Source organism: Erysipelothrix amsterdamensis, assembly GCF_940143175.1.
GTDB lineage: Bacteria > Bacillota_I > Bacilli_A > Erysipelotrichales > Erysipelotrichaceae > Erysipelothrix > Erysipelothrix amsterdamensis.
In genome coordinates this window covers 1,066,181-1,083,573 of sequence record NZ_OW659496.1, presented here as the reverse complement: position 1 = coordinate 1,083,573, position 17,393 = coordinate 1,066,181, and the positions used below count along the sequence as shown (strand labels likewise).

General features: G+C 36.2%; 14 protein-coding genes and 1 other annotated feature. Of the genes, 9 read left to right on the top strand and 5 right to left on the bottom strand.

The annotated features are described in order from the left end of the window. The first annotated feature begins 182 nt into the window (after positions 1 to 182). From NMG63_RS05065 to NMG63_RS05040, 6 genes are all read left to right on the top strand, one after another. Positions 183 to 860 carry a metal ABC transporter ATP-binding protein gene (locus NMG63_RS05065; RefSeq protein ID WP_254006546.1) on the top strand — a complete coding sequence of 226 codons (678 nt, stop codon included), beginning with the start codon at positions 183 to 185 and terminating at the stop codon, positions 858 to 860. Further along, on the top strand, positions 853 to 1,650 hold the full coding sequence (locus NMG63_RS05060) for a metal ABC transporter permease (RefSeq protein ID WP_254006545.1): 798 nt from the start codon (positions 853 to 855) through the stop codon (positions 1,648 to 1,650). The genes NMG63_RS05065 and NMG63_RS05060 overlap by 8 nt, the downstream gene beginning before the upstream one ends. Before the next feature lie 39 nt (positions 1,651 to 1,689). Beyond that, positions 1,690 to 1,884 (top strand) — a binding site (T-box leader). A 34-nt stretch (positions 1,885 to 1,918) separates the two neighbouring features. Further along, positions 1,919 to 2,950, top strand: a complete 1,032-nt coding sequence (pheS, locus tag NMG63_RS05055) for a phenylalanine--tRNA ligase subunit alpha (RefSeq protein WP_301332389.1) — start codon at positions 1,919 to 1,921, stop codon at positions 2,948 to 2,950. A 9-nt stretch (positions 2,951 to 2,959) separates the two neighbouring features. Further along, positions 2,960 to 5,335, top strand: coding sequence for a phenylalanine--tRNA ligase subunit beta (pheT, locus tag NMG63_RS05050; protein ID WP_254006544.1), 2,376 nt, complete (start codon positions 2,960 to 2,962; stop codon positions 5,333 to 5,335). A gap of 18 nt (positions 5,336 to 5,353) precedes the next feature. Further along, complete coding sequence (locus tag NMG63_RS05045; RefSeq protein ID WP_254006543.1) at positions 5,354 to 6,076, top strand: YebC/PmpR family DNA-binding transcriptional regulator; 723 nt, start codon at positions 5,354 to 5,356, stop codon at positions 6,074 to 6,076. A gap of 138 nt (positions 6,077 to 6,214) precedes the next feature. Beyond that, positions 6,215 to 6,565 (top strand): YtxH domain-containing protein, encoded by a 351-nt coding sequence (locus tag NMG63_RS05040; protein ID WP_254006542.1) that lies wholly within the window; start codon positions 6,215 to 6,217, stop codon positions 6,563 to 6,565. Positions 6,566 to 6,643: 78 nt separating this feature from the next. Here the strand turns inward: NMG63_RS05040 and NMG63_RS05035 are convergent, their stop codons facing one another. Then, the gene (locus NMG63_RS05035; protein ID WP_254007443.1) at positions 6,644 to 7,630 is read right to left on the bottom strand and encodes an IS3 family transposase; all 987 of its coding nucleotides are present in this window, start codon (positions 7,628 to 7,630) and stop codon (positions 6,644 to 6,646) included. Beyond that, positions 7,603 to 8,307 carry a helix-turn-helix domain-containing protein gene (locus tag NMG63_RS05030; protein WP_254006375.1) on the bottom strand — a complete coding sequence of 235 codons (705 nt, stop codon included), beginning with the start codon at positions 8,305 to 8,307 and terminating at the stop codon, positions 7,603 to 7,605. Before NMG63_RS05030 ends, NMG63_RS05035 begins: the two co-directional genes overlap by 28 nt. A 215-nt stretch (positions 8,308 to 8,522) precedes the next feature. Here NMG63_RS05030 and NMG63_RS05025 point away from each other — a divergent pair. Further along, a protein-coding gene (locus tag NMG63_RS05025; RefSeq protein ID WP_254006376.1) for an IS3-like element ISErh1 family transposase occupies positions 8,523 to 9,676 on the top strand; the annotation gives its coding sequence in 2 pieces (ribosomal slippage) (positions 8,523 to 8,796 and positions 8,796 to 9,676; 1,155 coding nt in all). A gap of 72 nt (positions 9,677 to 9,748) precedes the next feature. Here NMG63_RS05025 and NMG63_RS05020 read toward each other — a convergent pair. The 3 genes from NMG63_RS05020 to plsY all read right to left on the bottom strand — a co-directional run bounded on the left by NMG63_RS05020 (position 9,749) and on the right by plsY (position 12,861). After that, a complete protein-coding gene (locus tag NMG63_RS05020; RefSeq protein WP_254006539.1) occupies positions 9,749 to 11,446 on the bottom strand; it encodes an ABC transporter permease in 1,698 nt (565 codons plus the stop codon). Further along, on the bottom strand, positions 11,443 to 12,159 hold the full coding sequence (locus tag NMG63_RS05015; RefSeq protein WP_254006538.1) for an ABC transporter ATP-binding protein: 717 nt from the start codon (positions 12,157 to 12,159) through the stop codon (positions 11,443 to 11,445). The genes NMG63_RS05020 and NMG63_RS05015 overlap by 4 nt, the downstream gene beginning before the upstream one ends. Positions 12,160 to 12,258: 99 nt before the next feature. Beyond that, positions 12,259 to 12,861, bottom strand: a complete 603-nt coding sequence (gene plsY, locus NMG63_RS05010) for a glycerol-3-phosphate 1-O-acyltransferase PlsY (protein WP_254006537.1) — start codon at positions 12,859 to 12,861, stop codon at positions 12,259 to 12,261. 130 nt (positions 12,862 to 12,991) lie between these two features. On the opposite strand from plsY, the gene parE reads away from it, so the two are divergent. Both parE and parC read left to right on the top strand, forming a co-directional pair. After that, entirely contained in the window at positions 12,992 to 14,902 is a 1,911-nt protein-coding gene (gene parE / locus NMG63_RS05005; protein WP_123171420.1) for a DNA topoisomerase IV subunit B, read from the top strand. After that, positions 14,892 to 17,360: a DNA topoisomerase IV subunit A gene (gene parC / locus NMG63_RS05000; protein ID WP_254006536.1), complete on the top strand. Its 2,469-nt coding sequence runs from the start codon at positions 14,892 to 14,894 to the stop codon at positions 17,358 to 17,360. The genes parE and parC overlap by 11 nt, the downstream gene beginning before the upstream one ends. Positions 17,361 to 17,393 lie beyond the last annotated feature (33 nt).

Sequence of the window (17,393 nt, the reverse complement as noted above, 5' to 3'; positions counted from 1 at the left end):
ATGAAATTTGAGTGATATGACCGTAAACGCATAACTGTTGTTGACACAGAATTAAATCAAACATATAATAGTTGTTGCGAACCATTTGCATATGGTTGTAATTCGTATATTTTGGTAAGATGTTTCTAAAATAGATTAAATTTATAGATGAAAAATAAAAAAAATATTAACAAGGAGATGGCATGAAATCAATACTTAAATTAGAGAATATGGATTTTTCATATTCTAAAAACAATATTTTAGAGTCCGTGTCCTTTGCGATTGATGAGGGAGATTTTGTAGCTCTAACAGGGGCAAATGGATCAGGAAAATCGACGCTTCTTAAAGTTATTTTGGGATTTGAGAAAGCAAAATCGGGTACGGTAAAACTTTTGGGGGAGTCAATAGATACGTTTAGTCAGTTTGATTCTATAGGGTATGTGCCACAAGGCGGATTGCTGAGTGTTGCGGATTTTCCGGCAACGTCGTTGGAAATCGTTATGCTTAGACTTTCTAAAGGGAGTTTTTTTAATTTTTATAATAAGTCTCGAAAAAAACGTGCACTTGAAGCACTTGAGCGCGTTGGTATGGAAGCATATGCTTCAGAAATGATTAACAATCTTTCAGGTGGGCAATTGCAACGAGTGTTAATTGCACGAGAATTGATTGTAGAGCCTAAGATATTGTTTTTAGATGAACCGACCAATGGTTTGGATCAAGAGGCGATAACAAATTTATATCAACTCCTTGAAAAACTGAATCAGGACCAAAAAATGACGATTGTAATGGTAACTCACAACTTAGACCATGATGTACAAAAAATTAACCGCGTTTTTGAAGTGAAAAATCGTATGGTTCAAGAGGTGATGACACATGTTTAAATATGAATTTATGCGCACGGCATTTCTTGTTGGTGGCTTGTTAGCCGTGATTATACCACTTATTGGTGTAGTAGTTGTTTTCAAAAGAATGTCGATGATTGGTGATGCATTATCGCATGTTTCACTAAGTGGAATTACAATTGGATTGATTCTCGGGTTTAATCCGATTGTCGGGGCGATTGCATTAAGTTTGGTTGCTGCATTGAGTATTGAGTTTATTCAGAAGAAATTCGGAAAATATCAAGAACTTGCGATTGCGATTATCATGTCCTTTGGAATCGGTTTGTCTGGTGTTTTGCTTGGTTTTGTAAAAAATCCAGCGAATTTTAATAGTTTTTTATTTGGTAGCATTGTCGCAATCGGTGATAGTGATAACTTCCTTGCAATCTTACTTAGTTTAGTTGTTATTGGAGTATCGATTCGATACTATCGTGAATTTTTTTACCTCGCTTTTGACGAAAAATCCGCATTTCTTTCCGGTATTGATACGAACCGTATTTCATTGATATTCACGATCCTTACCGCAATCACGGTGTCGATTGCATCTCGAATCGTGGGTGCTTTGATTGTCTCGTCCCTTATGGTTATTCCTACAGCGTGTGCTATGCAGGTATCAAAGAGCTATAGATCCACAATGCTTTATGCAATTGGATTCTCTTTAACCTTCGTATGGCTCGGACTTGCGCTATCATATGCTCTCAATCTTGCTCCAGGAGGAACGATTGTCCTTCTAGGTGTTGGGGTATTAGTTATACTTATTATAATAAAAGCTGTATTAAAGCGAGGGTAATCTTGAATTTACCTTCGCTTTTAGTTATAATAGAGAAGATAAAAATCATTGAAGAGAATTAGTAACAGGCAAGATCTTTTATAGAAACAATAGGGTTGATGGAACTATTGATTGATAACCTGCGAATTCATCTTGGAGAGAAGCTAATCACTTACGTTTCGTTTGCGTTAAAAACGAAGAGATGTATACATTTTTTGTATAAATCAGGATGGTACCGCGCTTGACGTTCCTGGACGTGCGGTTTTTTTTATGTTTAAGGAGGATTTATATGGACTTGAAAGAGATTATGAATCAAGGGATTGAAGCAATCAAAAATGCACAAACTCTTGAGCACTTAAATGATGTTCGTATTGAATATCTAAGTAAGAAAGGTCTTCTAACGAAAGTTATGGGACAAATGAAGGATTTATCAAATGAGGAAAAACCGTTGTTTGGTAAACGTGTAAATGAAGCAAAACAAAGTATTGAGTCTGCGCTTAAAGAGAAGCAAACAGACTTAGAGGCTATTAAATTAAAAAAAGATATGGCTAAAGATGCGATTGACGTGACATTACCTGGAACTCAATTTAAACAAGGAAGTCAAAATCCACTCATTCTTATGCGCCGAGAAATGGAAGATTTCTTTAGGGAGATGGGTTATAAAGTTGTAGAAGGTGACGAAGTTGAACTTGATTTATATAACTTTGAACGTGCCAATATTCCACAAGATCACCCAGCTCGTGAGATGCAAGATACATTCTTTATTGACGAACATACCTTACTTCGAACCCACACAACTGCAATTCAAATGCGTGCACTCGAAGAATATGCACCATCTGTTCCTGTGAAAGTAATTTGTCCTGGAAAAGTATATCGACGTGATGATGATGATGCGACACATTCCCATCAATTTGTTCAAATGGAAGGTTTAGTATTGGGTCATGGAATTACTTTATCGGATCTAAAAGGTACTTTAAACCTTTTTGCCAAAAGAATGTTTGGCGAAAGTCGTGAAATTCGTTTTAGACCTAGTTATTTCCAATTTACAGAACCAAGTGTAGAGATTGATGTAACATGTCATATCTGTGGTGGTAAAGGCTGTAGTATTTGTAAAGATACAGGTTGGATTGAAATTCTTGGGGGTGGTATGGTTCACCCTAATGTACTGCGTGCTGCAGGTTACGATGATCCTACACTTTCGGGATTTGCCTTTGGTATCGGAGTTGAACGTATAGCGATGCTTAAATATGGTATTGATGATATCCGATCATTTTATACAAATGATAAACGTTTCATTGATCAATTTAAGCGTTTTGAGTAGGAGGTTAGAATGTTAGTTAGTAGAAAATTATTGAATAGATATGTTGATATTGCAGATATTGACACATTAACACTTGCGGATACCTTAACAAACGCAGGCTTAGAAGTTGAAGGAATTGAACCGTTAATTCATGGAACACATTTAACTGTTGGTCATGTATTGGAATGTGTTCCACATGAGGACAGTGATCATTTAAACGTCTGTCAAGTCGATTTAGGTGACCGTGTTGAGCAAATTGTATGTGGCGCATCAAACATTAAAGCGGGCTTATATGTTTGCGTGGCACAGGTAGGAGCCGTCTTGCCGGGTGATTTTAATATCAAGGCTTCAAAAGTTCGTGGTGTAGAATCCAATGGAATGATTTGTTCTCTGAATGAACTGGGTGTTGCTGAAAAATTCCAAACAGAAGAACAAAAAACAGGGATTGTAGTTCTTCCTAAAGCAGAACCTGGTAGTAATCCAGCGGTTGCGCTTGGCTTAGATGATGAAATTCTTGATATATCTCAAACTCCAAACCGATCTGATTTCATGTCGATTATATCAATTGCGCATGAAGTGAGCGCATTATTTGGACGTAAACTTACATTACCTCAATTTGATGGCGCATCAGAAATTGGTAGTAAGACAGAACTTAAGATTCAATCATACACTGAAAAATCACCTCTGTTCTTGGGGAAAGTGATTGGTAATATAACAATCGGAACTTCTCCAGATTGGATTCGTGAAGCACTTATTGGTTCGGGAATCAAACCAATTAATAATGTCGTCGATATTTCAAATCTCGTGATGCTTGAAACAGGTCATCCAATGCACTTTTACGACATTGATTTCTTAAAAAATCAAGATTTATCAGTTCGTGATGATTTTGAAGGAACCGTAGAAGCACTTGATGGTCAAACATATGATCTAGAAAAAAACGATCTTGTTATTATGAATGGCTCAGTACCAGTAGGTATTGCCGGGATTATGGGTCTTGGTAATTCCATGATTCAACCTCATTCTAGAGGACTTGTGATTGAAGTCGCACGTTTCAACCATGTTTCAGTTCGTAAAACTGCAACTCGTTTAGGTTTAAGCAGTGAATCTTCCACACGTTATACCAAACCGATGGATAATAACGCTTCAAAACAAGCGATGGATCGTGCAGTTTCGCTATTACTAGAGTATGCAAGTGCGTCAGCACTAGAAGAGACTGTTCAATGGGGTTCACTTGATAGTACACCGGTTGAGGTATCAATTACCGTTGAACGCATCAATAAATATCTTGGTACATCTTTAGAAGAATCAGAAATTATAAATGTTTTCGAACGTCTTAATTTTAATCCTAAAAATATTGATGATAGAATTGTATGTACAATACCGTCGTATCGTAAAGATATCGCCATTGAGGAAGACTTAATTGAAGAAGTGATCCGAATTGTCGGATATGATGTCATGGATGAAACATTACCATTAATGGATTTAACACTCGGTAATTTAAATGATCACCAACTTAAGACACGAATGATTGAAGATATTCTCCTTGGTTTTGGTGCTGATCAAATTCTATCCTATACACTTGTGGATGAATCAAAGACTGTTGGTTCGGAAAGTTTAGGAACACCCATTCGTTTAGCGAATCCGATTAGTGACAAGCGTGCATATCTAAGAACACACTTGTTGCCATCGATGGTAGAGGTTTTAGCATATAATAATGCTCACAAGATTTCAGATGTGCTCTTCTTCGAACAGTCTTCAGTATATGCTGAAGGGACGAAATCAAATCGTTTGGGAGTTATTGGACAGGGATCGTTATTTAATCAAAATTGGACGAAAACTGAGATTCCTTTAGACTTTTACACTATAAAAGGAATGATTATGGAATTATTTGAAACGTTAGGTTTTAATGAAAAAAGATTCCAGTTCAAGCCAAGTGGATTTGATGATTCAAAATTCCACCCATTCAAGAGTGCAGAAATTCTGTTTGACCGTAAACACTTAGGGGTTATTGGTCAGCTTCATCCTCTTTATGCAAAAGAATACGACTTAAAAGACCCTATTTATTTAGAAATTGATTTGGACTATCTTTTAGGACAAAAAGCAGGTGCTATAAAAGCGACTGCAGTAGCAAAATATCCAATTATGACTCGAGATTTAGCGATTCTTTGTGATAATGAAGTTTCGGTAAGTGATTTAATTCAATCAATTGAAAAAGTATCTCGAAAATATTTGGTTGATTTAAATGTCTTTGATGTATTTACATCAGAAAAATTAGGAAATAAAAAATCCATTGCATTCCAATTGTCCTTTGGGCAAGACCGTACCCTCGAGGTAGAGGAAATTAATGATATAATGAGTGCAGTGATTGAAGAACTAACAAAACGTTTCAACGTTGAAGTGCGATAACATTAGGAGGTAAAAAATATGGGTAGAGCATTTGAAGTTCGTAAGGCGTCGATGCAAAAGACAGCGGCCGCTAAAACGAAAGTGTATTCACGATATGGAAAAGAAATTTATATGGCAGCTAAGGCTGGTATTCCTGATCCTGAGATGAACGTGGGTTTAAAACGCATCATTGATGAAGCAAGAACTAAACAAGTTCCTGCCGATGTTATTAAACGTGCGATTGATAAAGCTAAGGGTGGTTCTGAAGAGAACTATCATGCTGTACGTTATGAAGGGTTTGGACCGGGTGCATCGTCATTTATCGTTGAATGTTTAACAGACAACGATAATCGTACATACAGTGAAGTTCGAAATTGCTTTACAAAATCTAAAGGTAAGATCGGTGTTAATGGTTCCGTAGTTCACGGATATGAGCACGTTGGGTTGTTGTCATTTGAATCCAGTGATGAAGAAACAATTATGGAAATTCTTTTAGAAAATGAAGTAGACCTTATCGATATTGAACAAGAAGATGGTCATATGACTGTTACTGTTGATACGACAAGTCTTCATAAAGCAAAAGAAGCACTCGAAAGTAAGTTGGGTGAAATTCAATTTGATGTGCTTGAAATTACCTATTTACCAAATGAATACGTAACAGTTGAAGGCGAAGATGCTGACAATTTCAGAAAAATTCAAGCGATGTTTGACGAAGTTGAAGATATTCAAGAAGTATATCACAACGTAAAATTTGAAGATTAATTCTAAAAACCTCTAGTTTAAGTACTGGAGGTTTTTTGTGAACCTTTGATGAAGAATGTAAGGATTAAGTCAAAAGCTTTGATTGATTCGTATGATGTACGATATAATCAACATATACAAAAAGGGAGGCTTTATTATATGGGAAATTTATTAGACAAAGCAAAAGAACTTGCAGCAAAAGCAAAGAGCTCTGCTGATGATTTGGGTACAAAAGCCAAAGAAACCGCTGAAGATCTTGGTGAAAAAACAGAATCAGTAACTAAAGAAGCATCTGAAAAGATGAATGAATTTGGTGGAAAAGCCAAAGAAGCTGCTGAAGACGTATTGGAAAAAGGTCGCGATATGACTGCTGATGCAGTGACTAAGGGTAAAGAAGTGGCAGAAGATTTATCGGAAAAAGCTAAAGAAACCGCTGAAGATTTGACCGATAAAGCTAAAGAAACCGCTGAAGATTTGACCGATAAAGCAAAAGACATCTTTAATAAATGAACTGCTCCCTGTCAAGTAGACAGGTGAAATAAATAAAATATCCAAGATGATTTATCACTTTATGATGAATCATCTTTTTTATGCTACAAGTGACTGCATTTGTTTTTCTCTAATGTTTGACCAGTAAGCTTCAATCTTCTTGTTAGTTGGAATCGCGTAGACTACAGGTGTCTCTGTTCCTAGCGCTTCAGTTCGAACCATCATTGGTGTTTTGTTTTTGAAGCGTTTCTGAAGTCTCTTGTTGTTATAAAAATCAATATACACTTCAATTGCTTTCTTCAATTCGCTTCTTGTACTGAATTCATTAGGGTAGTACATTTCTGATTTGATTGTTCCCCAAAATCCTTCCATAGGACCATTATCAATACAATGTCCCACTCTAGACATACTTTGCATCACTCCTTGATCTTCTAGCTGTTTCCTAAATGCCCTACTTGTGTATTGGAATCCGCGGTCACTGTGAAATAAAGGTTTTGCCTCTGGATATCTCGCGATAGCTTTATGATAAGTATCAAACACAAGTTGATTATTGTTCCGATCACTTATTTGATACGCCACAACACTTAAATCATAAAGATCAATAATCGCACTGAGATATAGTTTCTTACTTGAACCTTTAATCTTAAATTCTGTGACGTCTGTCAGCCATTTTTCATTCGGTTTTGCGGCAAAGAAATTTCGATTTAAAATATTTTCAGCTGTGATTTCAGGAGTGCTTCGTGAATATTTTTTAGACTTTTGACGAATCACTGATTTCACCCCTAGCATCTTCATGAGTCTATGAATCCTCTTCGAGTTATATTGAACGCTATTCAACTCATTGATCCAATCCGTCATGCGTCGATAGCCTAAGATATGTCCAAATAGTTCATCATAATCAAGAATGAGATTGCAAAGCTCATGATTTTCAATTTCATTGCTTGTTTCAACACGATGCGTCCATTTATAATAACTACTTCTTGCGATTTTAAGTACCTTACACATCCACTGAATACTCCAGCCATGTTTATGATGTAGTTCCTGCACTGCGAGATACTTTACTTCTTGTTTTGCTTTGGAGAATATCGCCCCCTTTCGATTTCCTTCACTTTTTTTAATAGAATGTTCTCGCGTTCTTTCAGTTCGAGTTGTCTTTCAAGTAGTTTTACTTTACGTTCTAAACGTTCTTCATTACTAAGTTGATCTTCTTGTTTTCGCTTGCCACGTTTATCAAGAAGACCATCATCTCCCAATTCGTTATACTTTTTCACCCACTGATAAACCTGAGCATAAGAAAGTTCATAGCGCTCAGCAGTCCCCTTATAATCGTAGTCATGTTCAATACAATATGCGACAATTTCCTGACGCTCCTCAATTGTTGTTTTTCTACCTTTTGTCATATAGACTTCTCCTTTAGGATCGTAATCCTTTATAGTTTCAAGTCTATTATACTTTTTTATCCATCCGCGCAAAACCTCATGGGAACTTATACCATATTTAATACTAATATCTTTAAGAGAACCTGCGCCTTCAAGATAATCCCTAATTGCGGATTCCTTGAGCTCTTTCGAATAACTTTTGTTTCGATCTTTATCTGAAAAAACTTCAATACCATAAGTTTGATACTTTTTCACCCAACTACGTAATGTACTAGAATCAATAGATAATTCTTCAGCTATTTCTGGTGCACCTTTTATGCCATTCAAATATTCATTAATTGCTTGTTCTTTTATTTCGGCTGGATATTTATTCTTTCTCCCCATAGAAAAAGCTCCTCCTTTTTTGTAGTGCCCGATTTTATTTATTTCGGGTGTCTACTTTAAGGGGAGCTTATCAAAATAATCTGAAGTCTTTAATAGTTTAATAACAATAAAAAACCTTAAGATTTTGAAGGAACTGACCTAGTTCCGTGGGACTAAAGAAAAAAACCTCTTGTATGAGAATTATTGTAAAATAGTTCAATATAGGAGGTTTTTATATGGGAACACGAACTATGCATAGCTATGAGACAAAGATGAAAGTTATAGAAATGAAATTGGCAGGATACTCAAGCAGGTTTATTCAGACTGAACTTGGAATAAAAAATGTAACACAAGTCAAAACATGGTGGAGATGGTATCGAAATGGTGAACACTATCGATTTTCTCAACCTGTAGGCAAGCAATATACTTTTGGAAAAGGGCCTGAAGGAGACACGGTCGAAGAAACACAAAGACTTAGAATTAAATCTTTGGAGCAACAAATTGAACTATTAAAAAAGTATTTGGAAAGAGAAAGGATGTGGTTCCTGAAATAATCATCAAGCTCGTTGAAGAGTATCGCAACACTGTATCAATTAAAGATATCTTGAATCTTTTTGGGGTACCTAAGTCAACGTATTACCGTTGGACTAAAAAAGAGCAACTAGATTCTAATAATTATTCTGTCAATGAAGCATTAGTAATTGAACTTTGTAAAGAAAATAAATTTCGTTATGGATATCGAAAAATAACTGCATTAATTCGAAAAGAAAGAATTATCAATAAGAATACTGTTCAAAAGATAATGCAGAAACACCAATGTCAATGCCGTGTTAAGGTCAAACGGTATCGAAAAAACAAAAATCCGAAGATCATTATGCCCAATATCATTAATCGCGACTTTAAATCACTACGTCCTCTAGAGAAATTGGTGACAGATATCACTTACATCCCTTATGGCCATAAAATGCTCTATTTATCTACGATCATGGATTTATATAATGGTGAGATTATTGCGTCTACATTGAGTGACAGACAAAACCTAGAATGTGTGGTTGATACATTAAATCAACTTCCGGATATCGTTCAGCCATGTATTCTTCATTCTGATCAAGGAAGTGTCTATACATCAAAAGAGTATCAACTTAGAGTAAAAAATAAAAGCATTACCATGAGTATGTCCCGTAAGGGGACACCCGCTGATAATGCTCCTATCGAATCGTTTCATGCCTCTCTAAAGTGTGAAACATTCGAATTAAACCCAGAACTAAAGGGTTCTACTGAAATTGTATCACAAACTGTGATAAACTATTTAAAATATTACAATGAAAATCGAATACAAGAAAAGCTAGGATATCAATCGCCCGTAAATTATCGGTTAACTTCATCCTAACTTGGTTTTTTCTTTAGTCCCACGGAACTAGGTCAGTTCCGAAACTTATGTTTCAGTGTTAAGGTTTTTTTATTAGAGTGTTTCAATGATTTGTGGCAGTCTTTTATAAACCAGTTTCTTTATCAATTGATACACGAGAAAACTGAGAATCATGAGAATAAGACCAAAAATATATATTACATGAATTGGATTATAATTAAGCGCTGCAAACACAAATCCTCCAATAATTAAAAAAGAGGAGAATAGCGGAACTACAGCAAGAAAATTTTGTTTAATCGCTTGTGTTTCATTGTCCCAAATTAGTTTTGGCGAAAATACATCCAATACGATGGCACTTGTGTTGGAAAGGATTGAACCCAAAAAGGAACTCAAGATGAAGATACATACATATACGACATTTAATTTAAGGAAGCCGGCAATTACGATTCCGATAATCCAAGTAGGAATGACAGTTATGATTGCACCGATTAGTATTTTCGCGTGAACTAAGGTCATAAAATCAAGTGGCATTGCTTGGAATTGTTGGAGTGTGCGACCCTCCCGAGAAATAGACGTTGCGGTAATCATACCGACATTGGCCATAAAATATGAGACTAAAAGACCAATTATGGCTACTAATGCAAATTTAACGTAAAAGGCTTGGCTGTAGAAATTGGTGCTCATAATTTCTTGTACTGTCTGATTGATCTCGGTAATGGAGACTGGGGACTTTGATATACCTATAAACAATGGAATGACAAAAGATACCGGTATAATAATAAGTCCTGCGAAATAATTCGTGGTAAATGTTGGTGTTCGAAGGATGTTTCGAATATCATAGCGCATTATTGATCGAAGCGCAGATCTTTGTTTTGTAGATTTTTGAAATGCTTCAGATGTTAATGCGGTTTTCTTAGAAGTGGCTTCGTCGATACCGATAACCCCTTTGAAATATAACTTTTGAACCAGTGTTACGAGTAAGAATGGGCTGAGGATCGATACAACAATTCCCAAGATCATTTTTCCATAATCGGCATAAACAACCCCTTGAGAAAGTAAAGGGATAGTAGGGAAGACACCGTTGAGTACTTTTAATAAGGCATTGTCTCCTGAAGCGATGCTCGACATGACATTAGCTAGAAAATCAGCACCACCGGTTCCTGATGTTTGGCCTAGGTATGCCATACCAAGACCAAGTACAATACCGAAGAATGTAGAGACATAGGTGTAAACATCTTTATTCTTAAAGAAGGGAACAAATGTCAAAATGAGAATCATAAAGACTAGTGATAGTGTAAATGGAATGATGGGTATCATGAGTGAACTGAGAATAAATCGAATAATGAAGAATATATCCGGCTTAGCATTCACAATATATGCAATTGCGAAGGGAATAAAAATAATGGCTGCACTGATGTACATGGTCACTAAGCTTGTAATGAATTTTGCAAACAAAATATCAGAAGCACTGACTGGAAGTACTAAATATCGTTCAATATCCTTTGAAAAGTAGAAAATACCGGGAACGACAAGAATACCAATAATTAGTATATAGACACTTGCACTTGCGAATAATGTATGGATTGCGATGCCAGGTTGTCCTAATGAAACGGACGATTTAATGAGCGTGTTCCAAAGATAAAAGATGATTCCACCAAGATAGATAAAAAGTAATGCAAATATGAGAATCATAAATTTTGAATTCCTTTTTTTCTTTGTGGATAGTTGTTGTGTAAAATCATAAGTCGTTGTTTTCAACATTGTTTTGGTTAGTGTCAGAATTCGATTCATTTTGTCAGCTCCAAGAAGATTTCTTCAAGTGATAATTGGTTGTAGCTAGATTTTAAGGCTTCTAGAGTACCAGTATATACAATTTGACCGTGGTTAATGATAACGACTTTGTCACATAACTTTTCGGCTACTTCAAGAACATGGGTTGAGAAGAATACAGCACCGCCTTGATTTGCGTGTTCACGCATTGCTTCTTTTAAAATATAAGAGGATTGTGGATCAAGTCCAGTTAAGGGTTCATCAAGAATTAATAAATATGGATTATGAAGAAGAACCCCAATAACCATAATTTTCTGACGCATACCATGGGAATAGGATAAGAGTTTATCGTTCAATGCTTTATCCATTCCAAGTAGTTGAGTGTAGTCTTGGATACGCTGTTGGCGGTCCAACTCATTAATATTGTAGATGTCTGCAATAAAATTCAAATACTCGATACCTTTTAATTTTAAAAATGCATTTGGGTCATCAGAAACATAACCAAACTGTTGCTTCGCTTCAATTGGTTGGTCACGGATGCTTAAGTCATTAAGGGTAATTGATCCGGAATCGGGTGCTAAGATCCCTGTAAGCATCTTAATGGTCGTTGTTTTACCTGCACCATTAGGGCCGATAAATCCAACGATTTCTCCGGAATTAATTTGAATGGACACATCATCAACGGCTTTATGGGTACCATTATAAGTTTTCGTAACATTCTCAATATTAATCATATTTTTCTCCTTGATTATAATATGGCATAATTATATCACTATTTTCACTATTTTCAATATCTTCACCAAATCTATACAAAAAAAGAGGGAAACTTCCCTCTACATCCATGTAATTTTTCGTTCGGAACCGTCAAGAATTCTTTGAATGTTTGAACGGTGTCGATAGATAACGATCGCTGCAATGATTGCGAAAGCAATTGTAACTTGAATGTTTTCTTGTGATAAACCAAGAATAACGACTGCAGTAATAACTGAAACCATAGCAGATAACGAAACCATTTTAGATAGATACAGCGCTGCAAAAAATAGAAGAACTGGAACTATAAAATGAAGTACAGGTCTTTTTGTGACAAGAATTGAAATTCCCAGTAAAAACCCCATCGCAGTTGAAACAGCCTTGCCACCTTTAAACTTAGCAAACACTGGAAAGCAGTGACCCAATGTAGCGAAAAAACCAGCATAGATAGTTGCTTCTGGGAACACTAAATTAGTAATAACCATAGCAATGGTTGCTTTTAAGACATCCAATATCGCAACTGCAACGCCAGCTTTCGCACCGAGTGTTCGACCAGCGTTTGTTCCCCCAAGATTTCCAGAACCGTGTTCACGGATATCCGTATTAAAAAATACTTTTCCAATGACTAATGCATTGGGAATTGATCCTAAGAGATACCCAAGGACACTTGCTAATAATATTTCCATAAATTCACCTCAAAATCATTTTACCATGTTCAATGGCAAAGTTAAAAGAACTTTTCATGATGGTTAAACTTTTAGTACTCAAATAATCATTAGGTCATGATATAATACACGTTGAGAGGAGTTGGAGAGCTTGAGTACACAAAATTATTCAGCATCAAGTATTGAAATTCTAGAAGGTCTTGAAGCTGTAAGAAAACGCCCTGGGATGTACATTGGATCTACCGATTCACGTGGTTTGCATCATTTAGTATGGGAAATTATGGATAATGCGATTGACGAGGCCCTTAATGGTTATGGGACGACAATTCGTTTAAATATAGAAGATGATATGACTGTATCGATTCGAGATGAGGGTCGAGGAATGCCGATTGAGACACACACGAGTGGAGTCAGTGCATTACAGGTCATTTTTACTGTGCTTCATGCCGGTGGAAAATTTTCTGAAGCAGGTGGGTATAAAACAAGTGGGGGTCTTCACGGTGTTGGTGCATCTGTTGTGAATGCGCTAAGCGAAGAGGTTAATGTGAGTGTCTTCCGTAAAGACGGAACTTATAATATGACTTTTAGAAATGGTGGTAAAGAAATTGAACCACTTAAAAAAACAAGTGATCGTGGTCCAATAGGAAGCCGTGTTCGTTTTAAAGCAGATCCAACGATTTTTAAAAATTCAAAATTTAGTTTTGATACTATTTGTGAACGCGTTCAAGAAAGTGCTTTTTTACTGCAAGGAATTCAATTTATCGTTACTGATGAGCGTGTTAATGTAACGCGCGAGTATCGCTACGAAAAAGGTCTGGAAGCGTTTATGGAATACATTCATGAGGATCAAGAAGTTCTAAACGACGTCATCCTATTAAATGGTTCTGATCAGGGTATTTCGGTTCAGATTGCGTTGCAATATAATGAAGGATACAACGAAGATACTTACTCTTATGTAAACCTTGTTCGCACTCATGACGGAGGTACCCATGTTGCGGGTTTCCGTTCAGGATTTACAAAAGTTATTAATGAATGGGCACGTAAACATAACCTTCTTAAAGATAAAGAAAAGAATTTTGAAGGGAATGATGTTCGCGAGGGTCTTTCAGTCATTCTTTCTGTAAGTATTCCGGAAAATTTACTTCAATTCGAAGGACAAACTAAAGGTAAACTGGGAACACCTGTTGCGAAAGGTGTGGTTGATGCAGTTATTTCAGAGCAATTACCTTACTACTTAGATGTTCATCATGAAGAAGCTACAAAGATTATTACAAAAATACAAAAAGCCTCCCATGCTCGTTTAGCTGCTCGAAAGGCACGAGAACAAGCACGAAATGGAAAGCGAAATAAAATTGAGCGCATTTTATCAGGAAAACTTGCGAATGCGCAAACACGAAATAAAAATAAAAATGAATTGTATTTAGTGGAAGGGGATTCTGCGGGTGGTAGTGCAAAGCAAGGCCGTGATAGTAAATTCCAAGCTATTTTACCTTTACGAGGGAAAGTACTAAATACCCAAAAAGCAAAATTTGAAGATATTCTTAAAAATGAAGAACTTAATACCATCATTCATTGTGTGGGAGCAGGTGTCGGTAAAGATTTTGAATTAAAAGACTGTAACTATAACAAAATCATTATTATGACCGATGCGGATACAGATGGTGCCCACATTCAAGTGTTATTGTTAACCTTTTTCTTCAGACATATGCGTCCGCTCGTTGAAGCTGGATATGTTTACATTGCTCAACCGCCACTTTATCGTGTCAAATCCGGAAAGAACGTTCATTATGCTTATACAGAAGATGAATTGGAAACATACCGAAAACAATACGGTAAAATTGAATTGCAACGTTACAAAGGACTTGGTGAAATGAATGCGGATCAACTTTGGGAAACTACAATGGATCCAGAAACACGTTCGTTAATTCAAGTTCAAATTGATGACTTTTTAGTTGCAGATAAGCGTGTCTCAGTACTTATGGGAGATAAAGTTGATGTTCGTCGTGAATGGATTGAACAAAATGTCGCGTTTACGTTAGAGGAGGATCCACATGTCGCATGATTCATTGATTAAGTTACCTATCGAAGACATTGTTGGTGAACGATTTGGTAGGTATTCAAAATATATAATTCAGGAACGTGCACTCCCCGATGTACGTGATGGATTAAAACCAGTTCAACGTCGTATTTTGTATGCGATGTTTCATGATAAAAACTTTTATGATAAACCATATCGTAAATCTGCCAAAACAGTTGGTCTTGTAATTGGTAATTATCATCCGCACGGAGATAGTTCTGTTTATGAGGCAATGGTCCGTATGTCACAATCTTGGAAGATGAATATGCCGCTCATTGACATGCAAGGGAATAATGGGAGTATTGATGATGATCCTGCAGCTGCTATGCGTTATACGGAAGCACGTATTTCAAAATTATCACAAAAACTTTTAGAAAACATTGATGAAGAAGTAGTTCCATTTGTATTAAACTTTGATGATATGACGACGGAACCTTCTGTTTTACCGGCTCGTTATCCGAACCTTTTGGTAAACGGTTCTACAGGGATTGCTGCAGGATATGCAACAAACATTCCTCCGTTTAATCTCAATGAAATTATGGATGCGTCCATCTATCGTTTACATAATCCAAATTGTAGTGTTGAAGAGATTATGACGATGGTTCAAGGTCCTGACTTTCCAACGGGTGCTATTATTCAAGGGCAAGAAGGAATTGAAGATATCATTCGCAAGGGTAAGGGACGTATTGTAGTTCGTGCTAAAGCAGAGATTGTTGAAAATAAAAGCATGAAACAAATTGTCATTACAGAGTTACCTTATGAGGTGATTAAGTCGAATGTAGTGCGTAAAATTGATGAATTACGATTTACGAAAGCCAGTGAAGGTTTTGGCGATGTTATGGATGTTCGAGATGAATCGGACCGTACGGGTCTACGAATTGTTATTGACTGCAAACGGGATGCGAATGTCGAAAGTATTCTTAATCTCTTCTATAAATACACTGAATTGCAAGTTTATTACAATGCGAATATGGTTGCGATTGTAGATCAACGTCCTAAGGTTTGTGGTCTTTTAGAAGTGCTTGATGCGTATTTGAAATTTAGACAAGAAGTTGTCTTAAATCGTAGTAAATATCGCTACGAACAAAAAGAAAAACGATTACATATTCTTGAAGGACTGATGAAAGCAACTTCAATCCTCGATGAAATTATTGCGGTTATTCGTAGTTCAAATAACCGATCAGAGTCTCGCAATAATATCATGGCTGAGTTTGGATTTACAGAAGCACAAGCGACTGCGATTGTTGATTTACAGTTATATCGTTTATCTTCAACAGATATTAATGCGCTTCGTGATGAGTTCGCTAAGCTTGCCAATGAGCTTGAATATCTTGATCTTGTTATTCATAATATCGATATGTTGAATAATATGATCGTTAAAGAGTTTATGGAAATAAAAGAAGCGTTTGATACACCGCGAAGATCTGCAATAGAAGCAGAGATTTCGGAATTGGAAGTGGATCATCTCAGTCTTATTACGAATGAAGCTGTCATGGTTACTGTATCGCGTGATGGATACCTTAAAAAAGTTTCCTTACGATCATATGGTTCAAGTCAAAAAGATGTGATCGCGCTTATGGATGAAGATATGCCTGTATTCAGTTCAGAAGTTGAAACAACGGATTATCTCGTTTTTGTGACTTCAAAAGGGCGATATGGAATGATTTTAGTTCATGAGATTGATGAAGCACGTTGGCGCGATACGGGGTCACATATTAATCAATACATGAAATGTGATCCTAATGAAAAAATCATTAGTGTCTTTACGTTAAAATCATTTGATACGTATCGTTTTATTGTGACATCTACTGCATCCGGTATGATTAAGAAAACAGCAATTTCCGAACTTGAAGTAAAACGTACCAATCGACTTTACGATGTTATGAAGTTAGGTAAGCATGATGAATTAGTTGGTGCGGTTATTACTACAAATGATGAACATTTACTTCTTGTAAGTAAAGAAGGTCAATGTATGCGTCTTGATCTCTCTGAGATTAATCCCATTGGACTTCGTGCTAAAGGTGTTATCGGGATGAAATTAAAACTTAATGATCGTGTTGTATCAACAATGGGCTTATCGGATGAATCTGAAGTTGTCTTTGTATCGGATCGATTCCAAATGAAGCGGATTAAAGCACACGATATAGCGATAAACAATCGGGCGACACAAGGAACCTCGATTGTGAAGATGGTTAAGAGTAACCCGCACTATTTGGGAGAAATCTTTGTAGGAAATATTCAAGATCATATCTTAATTTATAATGATCATACTTCTATTATTCCAATTAAAGATGTTCCAATTATGTCTGCAGATGCAACCTTCTCAACGGTAACTTCCGAAAAAGATTTCTCAATATTGAGACCTCTTGTTCATGTTGTGAAAGTTGCAATTCCTAAAGTAGAAGATAAAAGCGTTACTGAACCTTTGAAACTTGATTTATAATTATGTATAATTGTAGGGTAGAGTTATTACGTT